The organism is Bacteroidota bacterium (genome assembly GCA_018831055.1).
GTDB lineage: Bacteria > Bacteroidota > Bacteroidia > Bacteroidales > B18-G4 > M55B132.
Map to the genome: position 1 here is coordinate 1 of JAHJRE010000295.1, position 23,059 is coordinate 23,059.

20 protein-coding genes are annotated in these 23,059 nt (G+C 48.3%); 12 read left to right on the forward strand and 8 right to left on the reverse strand.

Annotated features, from left to right (window positions below):
• Positions 1-496 precede the first annotated feature (496 nt).
• From KKA81_16785 to KKA81_16800, 4 genes are all read left to right on the forward strand, one after another.
• Positions 497-1,156 carry a putative DNA binding domain-containing protein gene (locus KKA81_16785; protein ID MBU2652583.1) on the forward strand — a complete coding sequence of 220 codons (660 nt, stop codon included), beginning with the start codon at positions 497-499 and terminating at the stop codon, positions 1,154-1,156.
• A 468-nt stretch (positions 1,157-1,624) separates the two neighbouring features.
• Positions 1,625-2,413, forward strand: a complete 789-nt coding sequence (locus tag KKA81_16790) for an AAA family ATPase (GenBank protein MBU2652584.1) — start codon at positions 1,625-1,627, stop codon at positions 2,411-2,413.
• Between the two features lie 12 nt (positions 2,414-2,425).
• Complete coding sequence (locus tag KKA81_16795; GenBank protein MBU2652585.1) at positions 2,426-3,325, forward strand: ParB/RepB/Spo0J family partition protein; 900 nt, start codon at positions 2,426-2,428, stop codon at positions 3,323-3,325.
• 271 nt (positions 3,326-3,596) lie between these two features.
• Positions 3,597-3,887, forward strand: a complete 291-nt coding sequence (locus KKA81_16800) for a hypothetical protein (GenBank protein ID MBU2652586.1) — start codon at positions 3,597-3,599, stop codon at positions 3,885-3,887.
• Between the two features lie 565 nt (positions 3,888-4,452).
• On the opposite strand, the gene KKA81_16805 is transcribed toward KKA81_16800, so the two are convergent.
• From KKA81_16805 to KKA81_16820, 4 genes are all read right to left on the reverse strand, one after another.
• Positions 4,453-5,460 carry a hypothetical protein gene (locus tag KKA81_16805; protein MBU2652587.1) on the reverse strand — a complete coding sequence of 336 codons (1,008 nt, stop codon included), beginning with the start codon at positions 5,458-5,460 and terminating at the stop codon, positions 4,453-4,455.
• A gap of 204 nt (positions 5,461-5,664) precedes the next feature.
• Positions 5,665-6,093, reverse strand: a complete 429-nt coding sequence (locus tag KKA81_16810; protein ID MBU2652588.1) for a DUF1311 domain-containing protein — start codon at positions 6,091-6,093, stop codon at positions 5,665-5,667.
• 8 nt (positions 6,094-6,101) lie between these two features.
• A complete protein-coding gene (locus KKA81_16815) occupies positions 6,102-6,797 on the reverse strand; it encodes a retroviral-like aspartic protease family protein (protein ID MBU2652589.1) in 696 nt (231 codons plus the stop codon).
• Between the two features lie 113 nt (positions 6,798-6,910).
• Positions 6,911-9,988, reverse strand: a complete 3,078-nt coding sequence (locus KKA81_16820) for a Tn3 family transposase (protein MBU2652590.1) — start codon at positions 9,986-9,988, stop codon at positions 6,911-6,913.
• 152 nt (positions 9,989-10,140) lie between these two features.
• On the opposite strand from KKA81_16820, the gene KKA81_16825 reads away from it, so the two are divergent.
• The 8 genes from KKA81_16825 (at position 10,141) to KKA81_16860 (ending at position 20,461) form a co-directional block, all read left to right on the forward strand.
• Positions 10,141-10,737 carry a recombinase family protein gene (locus KKA81_16825; GenBank protein MBU2652591.1) on the forward strand — a complete coding sequence of 199 codons (597 nt, stop codon included), beginning with the start codon at positions 10,141-10,143 and terminating at the stop codon, positions 10,735-10,737.
• A gap of 630 nt (positions 10,738-11,367) precedes the next feature.
• Positions 11,368-12,069, forward strand: coding sequence for an exopolysaccharide biosynthesis protein (locus KKA81_16830; GenBank protein MBU2652592.1), 702 nt, complete (start codon positions 11,368-11,370; stop codon positions 12,067-12,069).
• Positions 12,070-12,287: 218 nt separating this feature from the next.
• A complete protein-coding gene (locus KKA81_16835; GenBank protein MBU2652593.1) occupies positions 12,288-15,044 on the forward strand; it encodes a cation-transporting P-type ATPase in 2,757 nt (918 codons plus the stop codon).
• Positions 15,045-15,100: 56 nt separating this feature from the next.
• Positions 15,101-15,736 (forward strand): phosphatase PAP2 family protein, encoded by a 636-nt coding sequence (locus tag KKA81_16840; protein MBU2652594.1) that lies wholly within the window; start codon positions 15,101-15,103, stop codon positions 15,734-15,736.
• A gap of 3 nt (positions 15,737-15,739) precedes the next feature.
• Positions 15,740-16,126 carry a diacylglycerol kinase gene (locus KKA81_16845; protein MBU2652595.1) on the forward strand — a complete coding sequence of 129 codons (387 nt, stop codon included), beginning with the start codon at positions 15,740-15,742 and terminating at the stop codon, positions 16,124-16,126.
• Positions 16,127-16,254: 128 nt separating this feature from the next.
• Entirely contained in the window at positions 16,255-18,420 is a 2,166-nt protein-coding gene (gene ppk1 / locus KKA81_16850; GenBank protein ID MBU2652596.1) for a polyphosphate kinase 1, read from the forward strand.
• 622 nt (positions 18,421-19,042) lie between these two features.
• The gene (locus KKA81_16855) at positions 19,043-19,522 is read left to right on the forward strand and encodes a hypothetical protein (GenBank protein MBU2652597.1); all 480 of its coding nucleotides are present in this window, start codon (positions 19,043-19,045) and stop codon (positions 19,520-19,522) included.
• 201 nt (positions 19,523-19,723) lie between these two features.
• Positions 19,724-20,461: a tellurite resistance TerB family protein gene (locus KKA81_16860; GenBank protein ID MBU2652598.1), complete on the forward strand. Its 738-nt coding sequence runs from the start codon at positions 19,724-19,726 to the stop codon at positions 20,459-20,461.
• A 555-nt stretch (positions 20,462-21,016) separates the two neighbouring features.
• Here the strand turns inward: KKA81_16860 and KKA81_16865 are convergent.
• The 4 genes from KKA81_16865 to KKA81_16880 form a co-directional block, all read right to left on the reverse strand.
• The gene (locus KKA81_16865; protein ID MBU2652599.1) at positions 21,017-21,310 is read right to left on the reverse strand and encodes a putative addiction module antidote protein; all 294 of its coding nucleotides are present in this window, start codon (positions 21,308-21,310) and stop codon (positions 21,017-21,019) included.
• Between the two features lie 9 nt (positions 21,311-21,319).
• On the reverse strand, positions 21,320-21,610 hold the full coding sequence (locus tag KKA81_16870) for a type II toxin-antitoxin system RelE/ParE family toxin (protein MBU2652600.1): 291 nt from the start codon (positions 21,608-21,610) through the stop codon (positions 21,320-21,322).
• A 536-nt stretch (positions 21,611-22,146) separates the two neighbouring features.
• Positions 22,147-22,311 (reverse strand): hypothetical protein, encoded by a 165-nt coding sequence (locus KKA81_16875; protein ID MBU2652601.1) that lies wholly within the window; start codon positions 22,309-22,311, stop codon positions 22,147-22,149.
• A complete protein-coding gene (locus KKA81_16880; protein MBU2652602.1) occupies positions 22,298-22,462 on the reverse strand; it encodes a hypothetical protein in 165 nt (54 codons plus the stop codon). Before KKA81_16880 ends, KKA81_16875 begins: the two co-directional genes overlap by 14 nt.
• Positions 22,463-23,059 lie beyond the last annotated feature (597 nt).

The window sequence follows — 23,059 nt, forward strand, 5'->3', positions numbered from 1 at the left end:
CTGAAATTTTTACTTCAAGACACCGATAAAACTATGTGAACCTAAGGTTTTCTCATATTGGCCATAACCCAGGTGAATTCTATCTTTCTTCCAGGTCGTATTAACAATTTACACATAGTTTCGAACTACACATAGGGGTCGATTCTGGACAAAAAAAATGCGGCCAAAAAGCCGCATTACAGAGGAAGGATATTTGAGCACAATCGCATCAACGATTGAGTTGCGCATATCCTACCTAATCCTCTCCTTCGCCGGAATGTGACGAATCGCCGCGCGGCAGACCGCCGCACTCCCACACGAAAAAACCGTCACCACCACGTCTAGGCATTACTCGATATATGTTTGGCAAACAACGTACTAATAAAATTCCGGGTAAATCAAAAAGTGTCGCAACTTGCGACACTTTTCCGTAGATAATGAATACGATACCTGGCTTAAAAATGGCTTTTGGTTTCTAATGCAGATTCGAGAAATGACGAGTGATCAGGAATAAGGCGTGACCATCGAACACCAACTACTTGCCCTCATCGCACAAGGCGAAAGCTTAACCCTCGAGTTCAAAACCTGCGCAAAGCGCCTAAACCGGGACGTCTATGAAACGGTTTGCGCTTTTCTGAACCGGCATGGCGGCACTTTGCTGCTCGGTGTCACCGATAGCGGCGACTTGACCGGCGTCGATCCAGATTGCGTGGCGCATTCGCCCTTCCCGAAAAATCCCGTCATTGCCCGCTTTTTCCGGGAGATCGGCCGGGCCGATGAACTGGGTTCGGGCGTGCGTAATCTGCTCAAGTACAGCAAAGCCTATGGCGGCAAAGCACCGGCGTTAGTGGAAGCCGATATTTTCCAAATTGCCATTGCCGTGCCCGAATCAAGCTTATCGACCGTATTATCGAATGCCGGACAAGCTACCGGACAAGTCACCGAACAAGTTGATGCCTGGATCCTCAACGTGCTGACAGCGTGCCGGACACCGAAAAAAAGCAGCGAAATGCAAGACGTTTCAGGGATTAAGCACCGCGAGACCTTTCAGCGCAATTATCTGGATTATCTGCTGAAAGAAGATCTGTTAGCGCGGACGATTCCCGAGAAACCCAAAAGTCCCATGCAGCGCTATCAGACGACCGCTAAAGGGCAACAGTTATTACAGGGTATTTGATAAAAATGATATAAATCACACAAATGATTTATGTCCTATTGTTGCGAAAGAAACAGAGCAACTCAGCCAATGATTGGCGGCAAAACGTCGCCGACTTTCATTTCCTAATACGATTGCCAAGCCTTCATGAACGCTAAGATAGACATAGAGGGGGCAAACACTCGGCCAATATCTCGTAAAAATACCGAGGCTTTTACTAATGCCTTGGCCTAAGCTCAGTGTGTCGTTCTTTTATTGGTTTCTCGTTTAAAAAAGTGTCGCAACTTGCGACACTTTTCCGTAGGTAATGAATACGGATTCTTTCCTATCACACACAGTAGCGAACGCGATAAAAATCAATACAAGTTTGATAAGGCGACAATTCAGGCATTTATTCGATCAATAAGCTGATTATCGGCGCAAAACACTAGTTGCATTGCGATCGATAAGCTTTATACTGGACACAAAACGAAACAAAATCGAACACAAATGACAAGTAAAACCAAAGTAATCGCTGTCGCAAATCACAAGGGCGGGTGCGGCAAAACCACGACCGTGGTCAATCTGGCGTCAGAGCTGGCGAAAATGGATCTTTCCGTACTGGTGATCGACCTCGATCCGCAAGCCAACGCCAGCCTGCACATCGGCAAAAAGCACCCGAGCGAAGTCCCGGTTACCTGCGCGGAACTGCTGTTGTCGGAGGTCGAGAAACTGCCGCAATCGATCTACGATGACACTAACATCGAAGGCGTATCTCTGATCTACGGCTCGCTCAATCTCGGCAAGGCCGAAGACGAATTGAAGGATGAAGCCCCTCGGCCCTCCGAAGAACTACGCGAAAAAATAAACCACCTTCACGGTATCTACGACGTCATCCTGATCGATTGCCCGCCCAGCCTGAAACTACTCACTAGCAACGCATTGGCCGCCGCCACGCATTTAATCATTCCGATCGAGTCCGGTTCCCAGTATGGGATGTACGGCGTTACTGATTTAATAAGGCTAGTCGAAAAAATCAGGCGCATCAATCCCGAGTTGGAATTGATCGGCGCTTTATTGATCCGACACGACGCACGGCAAACGGTTTGCAAACTGATCGAAGCTTCGGCCAAGGAGCAAATCGGCAAACTCATCGATGTCCGCATATCGACCAGCACTAAGGTAAATCAGTCCGCGATAGCGCAAACGAGCGTTCATGACATAGATCGAACCTGCAAAGTATCTCGGGAATTTAAACGGCTGGCCGACGTGATCGCCAAACAACTCAATCTTGTATAAGGAACCGGCTAAGTGGCTAAAGACATCAAAAAAATGCTGGAGAAAAAGCTGCAGGAAAACACGCAGCGTCATGCCTCGGCCGAGCAGTCCGTCAATTTCGACCAAGGCAGGGAGCTCGTTTCGGTTCTAGTCGGAAAGATTGAGCCGAACCCGTACCAGCCCCGCCGTATTTTCCCGCAAGACGAATTAGACAAATTGGCCCAGTCGATCGCCGAAGTCGGTTTGCTGGAGCCAATCTTGCTCAGGAAAACCGGAGATGGCTACCAAATCGCCGCCGGCGAGCGCCGCTGGCGGGCGCATAAGCAAATCGAGCGGCGCCATATCGATGCCGTGGTTATGGAGATATCCGATAGCGATATGGCGGTATTCGCGCTGGCCGAAAATATCGACCGTGAGGATCTGAGTGATTACGAAATCGGCATTGCCCTGAAACAAGTCGAGAAAGCCTTCCCGACCAAGAAAAAGCTGGCCGAGTCGCTAGGGCTTAACCGCCAGGATATGTACCGCTATTACGCTTATGACGACCTACCCGCATTTATTATAGAGGACCTTAACAAGAATCCGCGTTTATTGTCGAGATCGGCGGCCAACGACATCAAGCGGCTTTTGAACGAGAACAAGGATCATCCGGCCGTCAACGATTATTTGGCGGAAGCGTGGGACTTGCTGTTGAGCAGCGACCTGGACCAAACCAAGATCGCGGCTTATGTCGCGCGCAAGCTCAAGGGTCACGAAACCAGAGACAGTCACATCCAGGACGCGCATAACTTGATCAGGGACGGCAAGAAGGTCGGCAATATCGCCAGGACCGAAAAGCACATCACCGTAAAGCTGAATGCAAGCGTCTTGAACGCCGAACAAGAGCAGAAACTGAAGGATTTCCTCGAAGAACTGATCCAAGGTGAAGAGTAAGAATTTTCCGAAACGCCATTAAAAGTGTCGCAACTTGCGACACTTTTTACATCACCATACCTTCTCCAATTTGCCGAAGGCAAGCGCAGACAGCATCCGATCGATTAGCGGATTCAACAAAAAATACCCTCACCCTTCGCCGGCCGGTGAATAAATCACACAAACGGCGTGACTCGATCACCGCCTTTTCCTCCGGAAATCGGGATACTGTACCCAAGTTCAACGAAACGCTTGAACGAATCATACCAACAAACACCAAGGGGAAACCGCCATGAAAACAGTATCTTTAGCAGCAGTCGTTTTAATGTCAGTCGTCGCCGGCACAGCCATGGCCGAAGGCTCGAAAATCGAAAAATCCACATTGATCAACGCTTCTAAAAACACGTTGACCAATACTCAGGCGATTGGCCGTAACAGCGCTGCCAGCACCGGCTCAATCAGCGTCGTCGGCTCGAAAGTCGAGAAATCGACGCTGATTAACGCATCGAAAAACACATTGACCAACACGCAAGCGATTGGCAGGGATTCGGTGGCGACAACCGGTTCGATCGACATCCGCTAAAAAACGCATGAAAGCACAAGGACGTGCGCTACTGGGACAACAGGACGCGCAGGGAAAGCGACGCTTGGGTACCGGCGAGCGATAAACAGAGCGACAAGACTTCGGGCGGCGATGACAGGGATCTCTTCGCCGCGAGGCCAGGGAAGGCCAATGCCCGCGCACGTTCGGAAAAGGAAAGACTGAGCCATTCGTTTGGCCATTGGGACAATACAGGGACGTATTGCGCTTGGCCAAACGAGTGGCGGATTTGACGCGGCCAAGGCTCCCGGCGGGCGATGGTCAAGTACCGGTGGCGTTGAACCGTGCCGGCCAAAGGTGGAGCGGCACTCACACGGACGTGTGTGCCGCGCGGCCATGGATGGCTAATGCTCGGGCGTTTCCGGCTCGGGGGCGTGAGCAATTCGGGCGGGCCGAGTTTAAAAGCGTACAGGGAGGTAGGCTTTTAAGCCGGACTGGCCGATTTGCGGGTTTTGTGCGTTGAGTTTCGGATTTCGGCCAAAACCGGACTATTGTCTATAATTTTGAGAGACAGTAATTGAATGAGCAACCACCTTTCAAATTAGCCCTACATGCTTGATTGAAAGACCTGCCCCCGATTTCCCTCTTTCTGTCGTCTAGCCAATCCAATTATTCCAATCAGGCCAGAACCAAAGAACCAGACTGCACTCGGCACGGGCACTGCTGGGACAACAGGAGTAAGAGAAACAGAACCACCACATAATAAAAGATTTGTACATACTGTAGCCATCTGTTCTGTTGTAGGCTGAAAGGATACCTGAGAAGAATCAATCGTTCCGTTAAGGAGGAATCTTTCGCTATCAGAAAATGGAGAAAGAACCGTGCCATTATCGTCAGTTACCTGGATGTCGCCAAAAAGTGCAAACTTACCACTATCAAACATTGTCTCCAACAAACTACCATCACCAGGGAAGTCTCCGTCTAGACCAGCAGCCGTATTATCTACCAAACGAAAGTTAAACAAGTCCTGAAAAAATGAGAGCGTCCACTGCGTATTCGCTCCTTCTCTTGAAGCTAATTTGATATTTTGATTAGTGACGGTTGCTTTGTAGTCAGTATCGAATATATATAGCTCATCAACAATACTGCTGCCATTATCGTGATCATTTTTGAACGGGGAAACCGCAAATGAAGAAATTCCGTATGTGTTGTTACCTAGAATTGAGCCGCGAATAGATAAGTTACCGAGATTCATTGAGTACCAATAATCATGCCCTCTCGCCAGAATACTACTACCTAAAAACTCTTCAGATCTCTTCACGGTTAAAGACAGGCTAACTGGTACAGGTGAATCAGGAGTCAGATTCAGGGCGCCATAGAATTCTTCAAGGCTAAATGGCAAAGTCTGTGATGATGCGACTGTGAGGTCGCTTAGATAGCCATTATAAGAATAATTCCGAGTTTCAGTATTAACACCACATGGAACTCTACATATTGTTATTGCACCTGCATTGCCTGCAGCCATGATAAGCCATGCAGTTATAGCTGCGACTTTAAAATGCTTCATGCTTATGAATAAATTTATTTCAATGCACTCTGTTTTCCATAATTTCATTATATTTTACCTTTGCCAAGTAGATTCATTTATCCATACCAGTACAAAATCTACCAGATAACTATGACAAGCCTGTTAAACAGACAAATGGAGAATAACGCCGGAAGTCGTTAACTTTATCCCAGGCATCATATCAAAGGGGGTATCAAGGTTATTGGCCGAACGTCTGCTTCGGGTCGGAATCAGCCAACCAAATTGGCTAATTCACTGTTCTGGCTCCGCCAAAAACAAATAATCGCTAAAATTCTGCAGCGCCTTCGCTCGGTTTCCTATCACTCGCATTTTCTTTTCGGCGAACATGTAGGCGTCAACTTCTTCGCCGGCCTGCATCGCATTATAAAGAGCAAATTCTGCATCATGGTATGCCTGCCAAGCCTTTTGGGCTTTCTCCAATGTCGAATGGTCTTTCGGTTTTAACCGGCTTTGCAGTTTCTCATAGATCGAAGACATCTCTTTTTGCCATTCCGAATTGGCCGTTTCAACGCAAGCCATCATCGCCGGATAACCGTTTGTCTTTTCCATGCAGGCCTCGTATTTGAGGTCGATCGGGTGAGGTTCGGTTTCGATATCGGCCATAACAGGCCCGGTTAGGCCAAAGGCCATCAAGCCGAAAATGATCTTGTATGTTTTCATGCGTGTCCTTATCGGTCGCTGTAAGACGTTTTGCAATTCTGGTTTTCGTCGCAGATCAGTCTTTTGATGATTTTTTCCGGACTTCTCGCGGGCTGTTGTGCCGAAATGCTGTCAAAGTTGACTGCCGGCTCGATAGGCAGCCTGTCTGTGACCTCATTGATAGCCGCGAGCGTCAAAGTATCCCCATTTTGCGTCATGCTGAAATGCTTCAAAGTGTTCATCCCGATCAGCACTTGCTCTATATGGTCGTTGATATGAGCGTCGAGATTTCTGATTTCGGCATTGCCGATTTTCAGGCTACTTATTTGTGTCTCACTGTCATAGACTTTTCCGCCGGCCGTGCTTGTTTGAATGGGGCGGCCGAAAGGCAAACCCGCAGCGGTTGCCATTTTTGCGGGAATCACGGTTTTGGTCGCGCCGGTGTCGATCATAAAGGGCATGGGAACATCATTGATCAGAGCAACGCCCCTGAAATGCCCCTGCCGGTCCGATTTCAGAACGACGCCGCCGGTTATGGGCTCAATGAGGAGGGAGGCTTTGATTCGCTCTTCGGTTTGATACTTCAACAAAGCGTCGGCACCGAACCAAAGCGTGGCCAGCATAAGCGCAGGGATAATCAGGTATTTCAGGCTTCCTCCGCCTTTTTTGGGAGGCTTCTGATAACGGAGTTGTTCCCTGTAATAGTCTCGATCCTGTAATCCCATTTACGGTTCCCATGTTTGTAACGTTCGCCATAATGCGCTAATTATCACCCAGGAAGCATCATGGCTATTCTTGCCCATCCCCTCGAAAAGGTAAAAATTAGCAATACCTAATATTAAAGGTCGCTATCTCCCGCCAAAGACTTCCGCCAAAAATCAGGGTCGTTATAGCGTGCAGCCAACGCATCGATGTCAACCTTGGCGTTTTCTTCCGTAAATTCAAACTTACCGATCAGATTCACATTTTGCCAGGCGACGGGCGACATGCCTTTGATGATCTCGATAGCATCCTGGTCGCCGGTCGCCAGTCTTAGCTCATACACCCGCGACAAGATTAGCGTGTTGTAGTGGATGATGGCGTTGGCAATAAGTCGGGAACAATCGTTCCAGATTTGCTGCTCCGCTTCGGTTTTTACCCGGAATTTACCGGCATTGACATAGGAAATCGCTCGTCGCATACGGTGATACGCCTCGCCGCGATTAAGTGCCTTTTGAATGCGCTGCCTGAGTATCGGGTCGTCGATGAAATCAAGGATATGAAGCGACCGACAGATATTGTCCAATTCCCATAGTGCCTTCTTGGTCTGGTTCTGCCGCTTATAACTGGCGAGCTTACGCACGATGGTTGCTTGAGTCACGTCTTTTTGAGCAAGCGAAGCCAGAATGCGCTGGATATTCGGCCACTCCTTGCAGATTAAGGTATCAAAGACCTTACGCGAGGGCTTAATCAGGATATCGCCATAACGGCTCGGGTGCTGGAATCCAACCAGGCTATCGATCTTTTTATGCAGGTCACGATAACGCGGCGAAAATTGGTAGCCGAAGACGCGCAAGGTAAAGAAGTTCACCTGATTGGTGCCATGCGTGTCCGTCGAATGCCTTTCCGGCTTGATCTCCGTGGTATTGTTGTACAGGATGTCGAACACGAAATGTGATTCGTGTTCGTGCGCACCGATAATCTTGGCATTAATCGGGACATGATTCATGGCCAAGGTAATGGCGTTTACGCCTTTCTTTAGAGCGAAAAATTTGCTGGAGTGCCGGGCATTGATCGTGTCGATCTGCGTGACTATATGCTGGCCATCACTGCTAGAATGTTTCTGATGGTGGATGTCGTAGGCTTGGAAAACAGGTAACGCCGCCGTAGCGTTGGAAATGGCGTCATTCGCCGCATGCAGTGTTTCCGCTCGTAGGAAATTGCGCGCCGTCGTCAGCAACGCAGAATAACTAAGTCCCGAGACTTCCGCCATTTTCCATAAACCCATATTGGTGCCCATGGCAACGATACACGCCAGAATGAGCTTGGGATCAGTATCTTGTTTGACGTAGCGCTCCAAAACGTGAGCAAATGACTTCAAGAATCCTGTTCTTTCAGCGACGAACCAAAGCAGGTCGGCCACGCCGATACTCGGCAATTGAGCATAGAAAGGGCTGTTGGTTGATTCTTCCTCGGCGGGATAAACCAATGTCCAGCGAAGTTTGTCCCCGCTACCGGTGATTTTGATATGTTTATTGTCGCCGCTTTCAATACGCTGGTTCACGGACTTGTACTTGGCTTCCAATTCCTGCTTGAGCGCGGCTAACGTATCCTGAATCGGTGTCAATAGAATCGGTGCGCCGATTTCTTGCAATATCGCGTCTTTATCCTTATTCCAGCGCTCGGCGTTGATCAGGTCGTCATCAAAGCTGCGAAATTCGTTACTATCCCGAACAAATACGTCACAGGCTTCGAGCGCCTTCCGTAGCTCGCGGTATACCAGGAACTCATAGCGATCAACCTCCAGGGTTTTCTTTTTTTGTTCTTCCGCCTTGGTATACAAGTACCGCTGCAAATTCTTGGCGATGATTCCGGTCGGGAAGTTGGCTGGATTCATCTGTCGTGGTGTTTTGCCCTGGCGCAGCAACTCCTGTAGAAACAAAATGGCTTCCAGCAGCGGTTCATCCGACACTAGGCAAACGAAATCGAGGTTACAGAACAAATGCCGTAAATTGAGTTTGAATTTGTGCCGTAGCGTGCCGTAATACGACCATTCAAAAGCGGTTTTATCTAATTCGATATTACGCATAAAACTGGATACGACAGGAAAGCTCTCGATGTTGAGTAGTTCGAAAGCCTTTTCCTTGACGGCCGCAAACGGCGTTTCGTCGGGGATTGAATTGTCGATAAACAGTTCCAGAACTTGGCCTGCCGCCTGTAGATTCGCGCCGGCTTCGTCGATGGCTTGCTGCATGGCCTCATCGGCGGCAAGTTTGGCTTGTTTCTCGTATTGGCCAATCAGACTAATCAGCGCTTCGATCAAATTATCGTTAATTTGCCGAAAGCGATGAAAGGCGAAACACAGCAAATACAGGCGTGTTGTGGGTTCCGCCATGCGCCGAAGCTTATAGACGGAGTAGAACGGAACCAATGAGGCATAGTATTTTATACTCTCATTGGACAGGCCGGCAGTACCCAGAAAGCTTTGCCCGAATTCATACAGCGGCTGGAAAAATTTGCGGCGCTCAACCTCCTGGCGTAACTCGCGGTAACTGAAATCCTTAGGCTCGTGCTTGAGTAGGCTGATGCGGTACATGCCTTCCTCAGACTCAAGCAAGGCTTCGAGTTGCTTGTCGACATCCGGCGTCATGGCTTTTTCCAATAAGCCTGTAATCCGCCGACGTTCGCCAGTCACTACTCGGCTCACCATGTCCTGTAGATAAGTGTAGCCAGGGGCAATTAGGCGTTGGTTCGTAAGGTATTGTAAGGTTTCGCGTAAGATGTAAATCGGCTGTGTCGACAGCATGGCGACCCGCTGCGCTTTCTGTTCCAGTGCCGCCTTGGCCTCGCCGTCGCATAGGCGATAGTCGAATAACTGGAGGATGATCTGCTGCTGTTCGAGCCGGGTCGGCTTGGAAAGGGTTTTGATCTTATCTAATGCCTGGTCGGGGAAATACCGATGGAGAATATAGTCCAGGTCGTCGAGCACGGCCTCCCGCCCGTAAACAAAAAACTGTTGCTTGGCCTTGAAATACCCGATTTGAAGGATTAAATGGACGGCCGACGAACGGGCATAAACGGCGTCGACAGCTTTCTGTTCAATCACGCTTAAATCGAAGAAGAGACTGCGGTCGTCATTGCTGAAACGAGGCAACCCGTATAGATCATCGATTTCACTTTTCGTCAGGATAGACAGGCGGCGCGAATTGACGTTCATTGGGCACCGCTTTTCGGCGAGTGCAGAAAGTACACTTTTTGCACTCTATGTTCACCGATCCTTTTCAATTTCAATTCCTTCAATTCTGAGTGCAAAAACCTTTGCCAAAATCATAATGCATTTAACCCTACTATGTGATAACTTTTTGCACCATGCAAACCAATACGACTACGCCATTTCATCGAATCGGCTATGCCCGAGTCAGCAGTACCGGCCAAAATCTGGATTCTCAGATTGATGCGTTGCAAAAAGCCGGGTGCGGCAAAATATTTTCCGACAAGATGACCGGCTCGCACATGGATCGACCCGGCTGGGATCAGCTTTTAGAATATGCTCGCCCAGGCGATACCTTGGTCGTCAGTGAACTAAGCCGCATGACGCGCTCGTTGATGGATTTACTGACAACGGCAAAGGTGTTGGAACAGCGGCAAATTAACTTAGTGTCATTGCGCGAAAATATCGATACTACATCCGCAACTGGCCGTTGTTTCTTGTCGATGATGGGCGCTATTCACCAAATGGAACGGGAACTTCGCGCAGAGCGGGCGGCTGCCGGCCGTTCGTCCGCTAAAGCGCGGGGCAAAACGGGTGGAAGACCTAAAACTGACCCAGAAAAATTGGAGAATGCCAGAATCCTCTATGAAAACTCAGACAAAACTGCCGCCGAGGTTTGTGAGATTACCGGCGTAGGGAGACGAAAATTCTTCTCCTACGTGGCAGAGAAACGGAATGGTTCTGGTAAAACGTAAAATTACATTTGAATTGGGGCGCAATCGAACGAAAAACCGAGTTAGCACCTAAAATAAGGTGCTAATGATTTTATAGGGCTCGTCTGGCCGGCAATACCCGACCCCTTGCAGCCATTCACCTATGTTAGATGACTATGTCTGCAGTCCCTCAATTAGCAGCCATTCCAGTTAGTTAGAGCCTGCTCAGAAAACATAACCAATTGAACCTCAAAAGGACTTCGAGCGTGACGTAGCGACCAGGCAGTGTTCCTTCTATCAGTTCGCCAGACGAAACCCCAGCGCCATCAAGATTTTTTTTGAATAACTTGCCTTCGCTAACCGACTTTGGGGAAAATAAGGATGAGGCAGAGATTGTAATGTTGCTGGAGGATTTGGTGTTTTCCAATATAGATAGGGAATAGTTGTTTGCTCAGGTAGAAATTAGATATTGACCCTGGGCTTTCAGTCACTTTTTTACCCAACTTCCGCCGAAAACATTTTGGTTCGTGAAGGCTAGCATGATACGCAAAGGGCCATCAATTTAAACAGTCTTGGTTTCGCCAATCGAACGCTCTACCTGGTGCCACACTTATATGCTAATTCCGGGTAACAGGGGTGCGGAATGTCGGTTGTAAGACAAGATATGAATATATGAAAAAAATTACAGATGATCCGAGCAAAGCGCGTCACATTTCTCTGAGCAAAACGCAACAGGCTGACTTGCAAACAGACTCTCTAGGGGAAAAGCTCAATGTCATGACTGGCAACTTGCCGACGAGTGGCGTTTCGCTGGCGGAGATCAGAGATATTGTCGGACAGGATGGTTTATTGCTGCTCATAGCGTTCCTTGCAATCATTTTCATGGTACCTGTGTCTATTCCGGGTATTAGTACCGTTTTCGGCGCCGCCATCCTGTTGATCGGCACCAGTCGGCTTTTCGGTCGCAAGCTATGGCTGCCGAAATGCATCGCACAACGCGTGTTGCCGACCGAAAAACTTCGGAAGGGATTAAAGCAAAGCAGCCTATGGTTGCATCGACTGGAACGCTTGAGTCGTCCCCATCGACTGAATTGGTTGACGTCCAACTGGGTGGCGGAAATGCTGAACAACTGCGCGCTAATAACGGCTTCCGCCTTGCTTATGGCCCCTTTTGGGCTTATCCCTTTCAGCAACACATTACCCGCTCTTGCGCTGCTATTTATCGCCATTGGACTGTTGCAGCAGGATGGTCTCTGCATCCTGTTCGGGCATCTAGCCAACCTCTGCGCATTTATTTACTTTATCAGCATCATGGCCGGAGGCACTACGGCCATCCGTCAGGCGCTTTGGCATCTTATGGAAAAAGCGTCATGAACTGCGTCGAATAAACTCAAGACTGTTGGGCCGCCGATTCGTGTTCACTCATGATTTTACAGGCATTCGCTTAATCAACAAATAGATGGGGATGAACGCGCACTCACAGTGCTTGCATAGCATCAAAGTCTGAACTATCAATTTAGTTAGCATGTCAGATTTCGTGCTATGACTTGAGTGGCTTACATCTGTAAATAGCTAAAAATTAGGCGTTAATTATGAAAAGACCCAATACCACCGGTTGGCACGAACTAGCGGAAACTCAGGCACTCGACGCATTGAATGCCGATGCGTTGAAAGGCCTGAGCACACAAGAGTCTAAAAATCGTCAGGCCCGATTTGGCGCAAACCGCCTGACCCCCAAGAAAGGCAAGCATCCGCTCCTGCTGTTCCTGTCGCAGTTCCACGATCCTTTGATTTATATTTTGCTGGTATCGGCTTTGATCACCGGTTCATTGAAGAGTTGGGTGGATGCCTCCGTCATCTTCGGCGTAGTTTTCCTTAACGCCATTATTGGCTTTATCCAGGAATTCAATGCTCTGCGCGCCATTGACGCGTTGTCGCGTGCGCTGAGTATCAGCGCGGCCGTATTGCGCGATGGGGTCCGTCAAGTCGTCCCGGCGATGGAATTGGTTCCCGGTGACATCGTTTTCCTGCAATCCGGCGATAAGGTCGCGGCGGATTTGCGTCTGATCAAGCTACGGGATTTACAGATCGACGAATCGGCCCTCACCGGCGAATCGGTCCCGGTGGAAAAAAACACCCAATCACTTCCACCCGATACGGTTCTGGCTGATCGCCGCAACATGGCGTATTCCTCCACCCTGGTCACCTATGGCACTGGCGTCGGCATGGTGGTGGAAACGGGCGACCGCACGGAAATTGGCCGCATCAACCAGATGATCGCGGAAGCCACCGAACTGGAAACACCGCTGACCCATAAAATCAGGCAGTTCAGCCGGCTATTAATGTGGTTTATCCTGGGACTCGCATTGCTGACTTTTCTCGCCGGCTGGCTGAGAGGCCAGGACCCCATCGATACCTTCATCGCATCGGTCGCCCTGGCCGTGGCGGCTATCCCCGAGGGCTTGCCTGTGGCAGTGACCATCACCCTGGCTATTGGTGTCGCCCGCATGGCCAAACGTCATGTGATCATCCGCAAGTTGCCGGCGGTCGAAACGCTGGGCGGTACGACCATCATCTGCTCGGACAAAACCGGCACGCTGACCCAGAACCAAATGACCGTGCAGGCCATTTATGCGGCCGGGGTAAATTACGAAGTCACCGGTTCCGGTTATGAGCCCAGAGGCGAGTTCCTTGCGAATGGCGCGCCGACCGACCCGCAAAATCAGGGGGTGCTGATGGAATGTCTAAAGGCGGGTCTGCTTTGCAACGATGCACGCATTGTCCAGGGGGGCGAAGGCTGGAAACTGGAAGGTGATCCCACCGAGGGCGCCCTATTGGTCTCGGCCTGCAAGGCGGGGTTGAACCATGCGGACATTACGAAAACCCATCCGCGTCTGGATGCCATCCCGTTCGAGTCGGCCCATCAATTCATGGCCACCCTGCATCACAATCACGCGGCTGATGCTCATCACATCTATCTGAAAGGATCGCTGGAGAGCATTTTGGTTCGTTGCGATGCCGCCCTTGATCAAGACGTGCAGAGGGTTCCCCTGGATGTCCATGCCATTCATGAGCAGGTCGAAAACATGGCGGCACAAGGCCTGCGTGTCCTGGCCTTTGCACGGGGCGAGCGCCCGCTCGACGAGCACACGCTTGAACATGGCGGAGTGTCGGAGGGGCTCAGCTTCATTGGCCTGCAAGGCATGATAGACCCGCCTCGGCAGGAAGCCATCGAGGCGATAGCGCGTTGCTGGACAGCCGGGATACGTGTCAAGATGATCACCGGCGATCATCTGGGCACCGCCGTAGCCATCGCCCGCCAAATCGGCTTAGTAGATCCGCATGAACCGATCCAGGCTTTGGATGGCCAAGGACTGGCCGCGATCGCCGATGCGGATTTACCGGTGGCGGCGGAACGCACAGCTGTGTTTGCCCGTGTAGCGCCCGAACAAAAGCTCAGACTGGTGAGGGTCCTGCAAGCGCGTGGACACATCGTCGCGATGACCGGTGATGGCGTGAACGATGCACCGGCTCTGCGTCAGGCCAACATCGGTGTGGCCATGGGAATCACCGGTACCGAGGTGTCCAAGGAAGCTGCCGCAATGGTTCTGACTGACGACAACTTCGCGTCCATAGCCGCTGCGGTTGAGGAAGGGCGAGGCGTCTACGATAATTTGGTGAAGTTTATCAGTTGGACTTTGCCCACCAACATCGGCCAAGGCCTGTTGATCCTTATCGCTGTGCTTGCCGGTATTGAACTCCCCATCCTGCCCGGCCAAGTACTTTGGATCAACATGACCACGGCGCTATTCCTAGGTTTGGTCCTGGCCTTCGAAGCCCGTGAACGGGACATCATGCAACGTCCTCCGCGCGACCCCGAGCAAGCCATTCTCACGGGCCACCTGATTTTTCGTACCATTCTGGTGGGTCTGTTGTTAACTGGAGGAGCTTTCGGACTTTTCGAATGGGAACTTCTGCATGGAGAAGGCATCTACAAAGCCCGCACTGCCGCCGTTAATATGTTTGTTATCGGCCAAGCGTTCTATCTGCTGAATTGCCGCTCCCTGACCCAATCCATGTTTTCGCTGGGCCTGTTTTCCAATCCCTGGCTTTGGCCGGGCGTACTGGCTATGATGCTGGCACAAGCTGCCTTCATCTATCTGCCCATCATGAACTGGTTGTTCCACAGCGCGCCCATTGGTCGTGATGAATGGCTGCTGACACTTGCCGCGGGTCTGATTATCTATGTCGTTATCGGCACAGAAAAGCTAATAACCAGACGTATCCTGGAGCGGCGGGTAAAAACAACGTCAAACAGAAGTGTAACAAGACATTCACCTTCATCGTGATTTCGGAATAGTCGTCATATTTGAAGCACTCCCTGGCTCCAGCATAAGGTAAAACAATGAACACTCTGGGTTTGAAATACTTGCCAACATCAGGCATTTGGTTAATGGCAATCGTTCTGCTGGCCCTCATCGAACGCATCAGCCTACCGCCGTATCAGTTGGATCGCTTTCTGCTTAGCCTCGCTCACGGACTCAGAGGTTTTTGGCTCGATCGTTTTTTCGCACTCATCACCTGGGCAGGCTCGCTCTTTACTCTGGCCCCCGTAACCGCGCTGATATGCGGGTTTCTGGCGAGAAATGGACGCGCCGCAGATGGCTGGTTGCTGGCTCTAAGTCTAGCCGGTATCGCCTTGTTCAGCCGTCTGGCCAAGCTCTGGTTCGCACGACCACGTCCCGATTTTTTCCCAGTTATTGGCGAAATCCCTTTGGATGCCTCCTATCCCAGCGCCCACACCGCACAAATCGTTGCCTTTGTGGTGGCAGTGTGGTGGATACTGAAACCGGAGAAACTGGGGCTTACCTATTATTCTTTGACCGTGATTGCCCTGTTATTGACCTTACTGGTTGCTCTCTCTCGCGTCTATCTTCAGGTTCATTTCCCTTCGGATGTAATAGGGGGTGCGTTGCTGGGTTTGCTTTGGGTTCTGGGTTTATTAAATCTGCTGCATAACAGCGGCATCATCATGAGGTAAGCTATGCGTAACAAGTTTCTCAATACCGGCCAGGGTGGCTACCACCCTTTTAGAAAATTGAAGGTCTGTTTTTCAGGTCTACGCTATGCGGTTTTATATGACTTCAGCGTGGCCTATAAAGTCATACTTTCAATTCTGCTTTTGGCCGTCTGTTTTTATTTTCGCCAATGGATGGATTTCATCTCTGTATTGGCTGCCACCGGTCTGATGTTAATTTGCGAAATGTTTAACACCACCATTGAAGCTCTCTGCGATTTCGTGGAAACGCAGCAAAATGAGAAAATACGTGTCATAAAGGATATTGCCGCAGCGGCCACGGGGATAAGTATCGTGATTTGGGCAGTGGTCATGGTAAAGGAGTTAGGCCAATTATGGTCATTCGTTATATAGGTCTTTTAGATAACAAACCTTTAAGTGACTCCACCAGTACAAGGCCCCTATTAAGGGTGCGAGTGACCTTTGGTTTTTAAAGATTAGTACATCTCTTTTCTACCCAATCAATCTTAATAGCCGACCATATGACAAGCAGCAATCAAACATTGCCACCTGAGCCTTCCAATCAACTTATCGATCTTAACGCGCCCGAATGGTATCTCAACCGCGAATTGACGTGGCTGGAATTTAATAAAAGGGTGTTATGGGAAGCCGAAGATCCGCGCACGCCATTACTGGAACGGGTTAAGTTTATTGCCATTGTCAGCGCTAATCTGGATGAATTTTTTATGAAACGGATAGGCGGCCTTAAACAACAGGTCGGTGCGGGGATCAGTGAGTTAAGTGTAGATGGACGTAGCCCGCAGCAACAGATCATCGAATGTTATGCCTTTGTGCGTGAGCTTGAGGCGAAAAAAGAAACCCTATTGGTACAAATTCTTGATCTGCTGACAAAGCAAGGTATTCGCATTTTACCTTTTCTGGCGTTGTCGAAAGATCAGCAACATCTCATGCGTGAACATTACATTCAAAATATCTTCCCCCTAGTTACCCCACAAGCCATTGGTAAAGCACATCCGTTCCCTTTTATCTCTAACCTGTCGCTAAATTTACTAACAGGTGTTTGCGATGCAGAAACTGATAATGTGACCCTAGTAAGAATTAAAGTCCCGGTCAGTGCCAGTGTGCCGCGCTTTATTCAGGTAGGCACTGAGCAGCTGTACGTAGCACTGGGTGATTTGATTGCCAATAATCTTGACTTGCTTTTTCCCGGCATGAAGATAGCTTTTTGCGATTTGTTCCGGGTGACGCGAAATGCCATCACTGAAAAAGATGAAGAGCAGGCCGATGACCTTTTGCAAATGATTGAATCAGAATTGCGCGAGCGTAAATTTGCACCGGTCGTTCGTCTGGAAGTTACAGCAACGATGGGAAAATTGCAAAGCGGAATGCTGGCGGCCGAATTGGGGCTCAATGAAGAGCAAGATGTTTTTGTCGTTGACCAGCGAATGGCCATGACGGACCTATTTCAGATTGCCGGCATTGCCCGGGCCGATTTGCAGGCGCCACCTCACCATCCCTGCGATCATCCAAAACTGTCGGGAGTTCCGAATATTTTTCACGCCATTCGCGAGCAAGGCAGCATTCTATTGCAGCATCCTTATGAATCTTTTGTAACCACCGTTGAGCGCTTTGTGAAAGAGGCCAGCCGCGATTCTCACGTACAAGCGATTAAAATGACGCTGTATCGCACCTCGGCAGGCACCAAGATTGTTCAATACCTGATTGATGCTGCGTTAAACGGCAAACAAGTGACAGTCGTCGTCGAGTTAAAAGCACGCTTTGATGAATCCGCCAATATTAAATGGGCGCAACATTTGGAAAAAGCTGGCATTCATGTGACTTACGGCGTGGTGGGTTTGAAAACGCACAGCAAAGTGATTTATGTTGTTCGTCAGGATTATGACGGCCTGCGCCGATACGCCCATATCGGTACGGGTAACTACCATGCCGGTACAGCAAGGCTTTATACCGACCTGGGCATTTTGACCTGCGATAAAAAAATAGGTGAAGAACTGACAGAATTGTTCAATTATTTGACGACCGGCCTCGTACCCAAACGCAACTATCAAGATTTGCTGATAGCACCTAACAAGTTAAAAACAAAGCTATTGGAGAAAATCGATAGGGAAATTAGCAAAAATTCTGCAAGTTCGCCTGGCTTAATTCAGTTCAAAATGAATGCATTGGAAGATGTAGACATTACTGCCGCTCTTTATCGAGCGGCGCAGGCGGGTGTAAAAATTGATCTTATTATTCGTGATACCTGCCGGTTAAGACCCGGTATTGCTGGATTATCTGAAAACATACGGGTTATTTGTATTATAGGCCGATTTTTAGAACATTCCCGCATCTATTATTTTCAGAATGGCGGGGAAGAAGAATATTTTATTGGCTCTGCTGATTGTATGCAGCGTAATCTGGAGAGCCGTGTGGAAGTCGTTACACCCATTCAAAAACCAGAACTGCAAACGGCATTGCGGCAAATATTATCGCTGCAACTGAGCAATCAGCGCAGTGTCTGGGAAATGCAATCTAACGGCCAATATATTCAATTGCAACCCAAAGATAAACAATTGGGCATCCAGGAGTTGTTGATTACATTAGCTAACGAGCGTTTTGATGAAGCCTATATCAGCAATACACCTAAAAAAACAAAAAAAGCGCTTTTAAAACGTCGGCTGAAATGAATCGAGCTTATCTGGAGGTGAATACCAATGCTGTTATCGGCCTCCAACTTAAGCCGAGACAGTTAATCTAAAGAATCGTTCGTGGTGAGCTTGTCGAGCCATGAACCACAAGCCCTTCGGCCAGTTCAGGGCGAAGGGTTGTCCCGCCTAAAGTGGGTAGTCCTGTTGTCTTAATCCGAAAATACCATTAAATTCCAAGAATGAAATAATGAACTTTTTGAATAAATACCATCAAAGTCAATGCAATTAACAATTATTCTAAGTTCTGTGCTGCTAAAAAAATGACAATATTAATAAAAAGGATTAAGGAGATATTCGATAAATAGAATAGGCGGACTCATCATAAATTTTAAAGAATCAAAGATAGACTGCTCCGAATTTATACAAGCCGTTACTTAATCAATACTAGTCGGAAAGCTTTAATAGATCTTAAATTAAGAGGCTAACTCATATGAATACAAATAAAAAGATTTTATTTTTACTGGCTGGGGCAATACTCTTGACTTCCTGCGCTACTTCAAAAAAAGAAGAAATTCAAGCAGGGGGTTCAAAAACAAGCAAGACAGTACAACAAGTCATTGACGACTTAGGCTTAGTCTATGTTGAAGATGGGGCAAATTCTATTATTACTTACGATGAAGTGAATGCAGCACAGCAAGCGTGGTGTGATGCTTTGGTAAAAATAGGTAAATTGAAAGAAGAAGGTGGCGATTACAAGGCTTATGCTGAAAAGGTGCTTTCTGAAGCTTACAACTATGATTACGGGAAGGTGTTTTTTAAGCCTACATTGGCTTTCGGCGACCAGACATTTAGAAACACTAAAAAAGGCGCATTGGCTTATTTTATTGGCGGTGATCTTGATTATCCAAATGACAAAGGTTTTGCCCTTACACCATGGGTTAAGGCACGATACGATAACGCAGGTAATACCAATGAAGGTATACAAATATATGGTTCGGTCGCTATAACAATGGGTAATGTTTGGGTTACCGACAAGACCGGTAAAGAAGTCATGGTAGATAAAACTTGGGTCTTCAAAAAAGGAAAAGACGGGAAACTCAGGATTATCGTCCATAAGTCTGCCTTACCCTATTTACCATAGACCAAATAAAAAACTAGGCGGTTGGAACATGAAAAAAGCAAGCAGAAAATTATCGCACGCTACTGAAGCTTGTCGAAGGGCATTCGATCGTACTTGAAGAATATGCACGCCAGATGCTTTCTGACGATGAAACGCATATTTCCGAAGTTGAAAAGATGCTTAGAAAACCAGCTTAAAACTATATAATGAAGAGGGTTACTTATGTTAGACGCAAAAAACTTACTAGCTAATATCGATTCAAATGATCTTGTCGGTAAAATGCTAGGGGGAATGGCAACAAAAAACTTTGCGGCTGGACTGCTAACTGGAGGCGTTGCGACATCACTCCTAGGTAAAGATTCCGTTGAAACTGCGGCAAAGGTCGGCGGTCTTGCACTGCTTGGAACGCTTGCTTATAAAGCATTTGGGGACTACCAGCAGCAGAAAGCGGCTGGTGGAAATCCGAGTTTGGGCGGTGCGGTAACTCAGTCTGCACAAGGTTTGATAGCACAAGCTAGCGGTTTATTGTCTGGACTGATGACCAATACTCAGCCGCAAACAGCAGAAGCAATAGCCGCTCCTGCAACAACAAGCAACGAACTTTCGCTTTCTATCATCCGTGCAATGATTGCCGCAGCTAAAGCTGATGGGCATATGGATGAAGTAGAAACTCAGAAAATTATGGGGCAGCTTGAATCCGCTGGTGCAAGCGCACAGGAAAAAATTCTACTGATGCAGGAGATGGCGAACACGCCAGAAGTCAGTAGCATCGCTGCTGCTGCAAAATCTCCACAGGAGTCAGCTCAGATTTATCTTGCGGCTTTACTGGTTTGCGACAGCCAATGCAAGCTTGAACAAGAATATCTCTTGTCCTTAGCTACCGCACTAAAGCTGGAACCAGCGTTCACCGCCAGCCTTCAGCAAGAGCTGCTCGCTATGTCGCAACAGAAGACAGCCTAACCAATTAGAAACACTATACATAACATGCCATCCTCGCACAGATGCGGGGATGGCAGTATTTTGAAGGGTTAAGTTAAAGTTTTTGCAGAGGCTTTCTATAGCCTTCTATTTAACACCTCTTACATATGGGTGAATTTAAACAAACGACACTAAAGTCCCGTAGACTTCCGGGGAAACCAATAGCCACCAAGGCTTGACGTCAATTATCGACTTCCCAAAAATTCGGACTAAAGTAGGGTGCTAATAAACAAAAGGCTCTAAAGTTCAACAGGCTTTATAATCCACCGCAAATGTGGGGCACGCCGATAAACTAATGAAACTATTGGTTCTAATGCCATAGTTCAGCTAATTGACTTATTCATTCTGAGCGAGAACCCATTGTGGCTTGAATTAGTAAACTGTCAGGAATAAAACTACAACCGGACTATCAAATAGGGTAAACAACGATTGCTCCAATGTCGCAAATTGGCCGGGTGTTGTCCGTCAGTTTGCTTAAGAAAGCCTGCAAGCGAATTAAAGTAGCCGCTAACGTACGTTTTCGTACCGCTGAATTTATCAGGCCGGGTCGGCATGCAGATGAATGCCTAGTGCCTTTGTTACCTTGAGAATCGTATCGAAACTAGGGATATGCTCGCCGTCCAGGGATCGATACAGGCTTTCGCGGGAAAGTCCGGTCTCTTTGGCAATCTGCGACATGCCACGCGCACGGGCAATATCGCCAAGCGCTTTGGCTATGAAGGCCGCATCGCCGTCGGCTTCCTCGATGCAGGCATCCAGATAGGCCGCCATTTCTTCGGTGGTTCTCAAGTGCTCCGCTACATCGTAGCGACTGATGATAGTTTTTGTCATTGCGTTATCCTAAAGGTTACGGGCAAGACCTTGGGCGGTTTTAACATCGGCATCCTGAGTGCTTTTATCGCCACCGGCCAATAAAATGATGATTTCGTTGCCGCGTCGAGTGAAATACACCCGATAACCGGGGCCATAGTCGATGCGCATTTCTGATACACCTTCGCCTACCGACTTCACGTCACCCGGATTGCCGGCAGCTAGACGTTCGACCCTGGCCAAAACTCGTGCACGAGCCCGAATGTCACGAAGATTGTCCAGCCATCGGGCATAAACATCGGTTTTCTTTATATCGACCATGCTTTAAGTGTAGCCTATAGGCTACTATTGTCAATAGATCGATAGCCCCTTGTGCACTCGGCAAACGTAATGACTCTTATTGAAATGGGTAATAGCGGGGATGGATTATGTACCAGATTGCTTGGTAAACAATAAAGCTATGTGCATGCCAGCCTATTAGATATTGCTAATTTTTACCTTTTCGAGGGGATGGGCAAAAATAGCCATCATCAGAGTGAGACGTGCCGCACGACGCCTGCAATTTGTTCCCAGGCTCATGCAATCTAAACGCATTCCGGATCGCCAAGCCAAGGCCGAAGTGTAAATCGAATAGTTTGTCCTTCGGCATCACCGCAATCTCGAACTTTTCTTCGACGCTCAATAACCCCAGAAGCATTTCAACAGCTTCCGCCACCGTTTCAGGGGGGGTAAGTATGTGCCCAAACAAGCTTGTCCAAATTTTAGTCAAAATTCTAAACCCCTTGAGGCTAAAGGTATGCAAAGCGAATATGACGAGTTAATGACAAGGTTATCCACAGATTTTGTGGATAACTGGATCAACGTATCAACGCGGCGAAAAATGTTGAAACAAAAGAGCCGATGAAGACCAGAATGATAATCGCCGGTATCGAGGCAATCGCCCATTTGACCATGAAAAACACCATCGACATGAAAGGCATCTGGATGTCGGTGACTATCACTTCGCGCTTATCGTCGTTCATTTTTACCCTCGTTGTTTACGTTGTTTAGGTAGAGCAGGCCATAGCGCATCATGCTTTTGGCGCCGGCCGGCGTCATTTCGATTTCCAAACGCTTCAATGCCTCACTGATCACATCGGCATAACCGGTTTTATCGTTACCGGTTTCACTCATCTGTTCGATTAGCCGTTGCAGTCGTCGATTGTCTTCGGCAGGTAGCCAACAAGAAATTCTCGATGCTCCGGTCTGGGTTCTGGATTCATAAAATCGTTTTTGTCGCTCTCGATTTGAAGTAGCCATGTGTATAACGCCCAAAATGATCCGTTAGCACTAACACAATCCTGTTAGAGCTAACGCTTATTCAATCCCAAACCCATAATAGCGAAAGAGTCAGTTTTTGTCATTTTGAATGAGTATAGGTGTTAATACTTGGGGGATTACGTACAAAAGTTACTAAAACATTCGCTTCGGTAAATTTAGGGTTGCCGGGACTTGGTTTTGTGTGTTTTTGCGGTTCCTAATAGGCGATTTTTTGCATGAAACCTAAATATTTACGTTTTGGCATTTTAAGTTCCATAAACTAAAATAGCCATTTTAGTAAATCGCAAATCGCCGCCGGGCCCAAAAAATGGCCAAAAAATTCCTAACAGGTTTCGAAACGCGGCATGGAGGAGAGATGGAAGATCAAAATGAAAAAACGTTCGGACAAATCCGAAAAGAGTTTTTGACCTATCTGAAATACACCAAGGGCCACTCCGATGCGACTTGCTA

What these genes read in the sequence shown, in the direction of transcription:
- KKA81_16820 (MBU2652590.1), bottom strand. Translation starts at nt 9,988, where the DNA reads ATGAACGTCAATTCGCGCCGCCTGTCTATCCTGACGAAAAGTGAAATC.
- KKA81_16800 (MBU2652586.1), top strand. Translation starts at nt 3,597, where the DNA reads ATGAAAACAGTATCTTTAGCAGCAGTCGTTTTAATGTCAGTCGTCGCC.
- KKA81_16870 (MBU2652600.1), bottom strand. Translation starts at nt 21,610, where the DNA reads ATGGTCGATATAAAGAAAACCGATGTTTATGCCCGATGGCTGGACAAT.
- KKA81_16875 (MBU2652601.1), bottom strand. Translation starts at nt 22,311, where the DNA reads ATGAACGACGATAAGCGCGAAGTGATAGTCACCGACATCCAGATGCCT.
- KKA81_16860 (MBU2652598.1), top strand. Translation starts at nt 19,724, where the DNA reads ATGTTAGACGCAAAAAACTTACTAGCTAATATCGATTCAAATGATCTT.
- KKA81_16815 (MBU2652589.1), bottom strand. Translation starts at nt 6,797, where the DNA reads ATGGGATTACAGGATCGAGACTATTACAGGGAACAACTCCGTTATCAG.
- KKA81_16790 (MBU2652584.1), top strand. Translation starts at nt 1,625, where the DNA reads ATGACAAGTAAAACCAAAGTAATCGCTGTCGCAAATCACAAGGGCGGG.
- KKA81_16830 (MBU2652592.1), top strand. Translation starts at nt 11,368, where the DNA reads ATGAAAAAAATTACAGATGATCCGAGCAAAGCGCGTCACATTTCTCTG.
- KKA81_16835 (MBU2652593.1), top strand. Translation starts at nt 12,288, where the DNA reads ATGAAAAGACCCAATACCACCGGTTGGCACGAACTAGCGGAAACTCAG.
- ppk1 (MBU2652596.1), top strand. Translation starts at nt 16,255, where the DNA reads ATGACAAGCAGCAATCAAACATTGCCACCTGAGCCTTCCAATCAACTT.
- KKA81_16810 (MBU2652588.1), bottom strand. Translation starts at nt 6,093, where the DNA reads ATGAAAACATACAAGATCATTTTCGGCTTGATGGCCTTTGGCCTAACC.
- KKA81_16845 (MBU2652595.1), top strand. Translation starts at nt 15,740, where the DNA reads ATGCGTAACAAGTTTCTCAATACCGGCCAGGGTGGCTACCACCCTTTT.
- KKA81_16865 (MBU2652599.1), bottom strand. Translation starts at nt 21,310, where the DNA reads ATGACAAAAACTATCATCAGTCGCTACGATGTAGCGGAGCACTTGAGA.
- KKA81_16825 (MBU2652591.1), top strand. Translation starts at nt 10,141, where the DNA reads ATGCAAACCAATACGACTACGCCATTTCATCGAATCGGCTATGCCCGA.
- KKA81_16805 (MBU2652587.1), bottom strand. Translation starts at nt 5,460, where the DNA reads ATGAAATTATGGAAAACAGAGTGCATTGAAATAAATTTATTCATAAGC.
- KKA81_16880 (MBU2652602.1), bottom strand. Translation starts at nt 22,462, where the DNA reads ATGAGTGAAACCGGTAACGATAAAACCGGTTATGCCGATGTGATCAGT.
- KKA81_16840 (MBU2652594.1), top strand. Translation starts at nt 15,101, where the DNA reads ATGAACACTCTGGGTTTGAAATACTTGCCAACATCAGGCATTTGGTTA.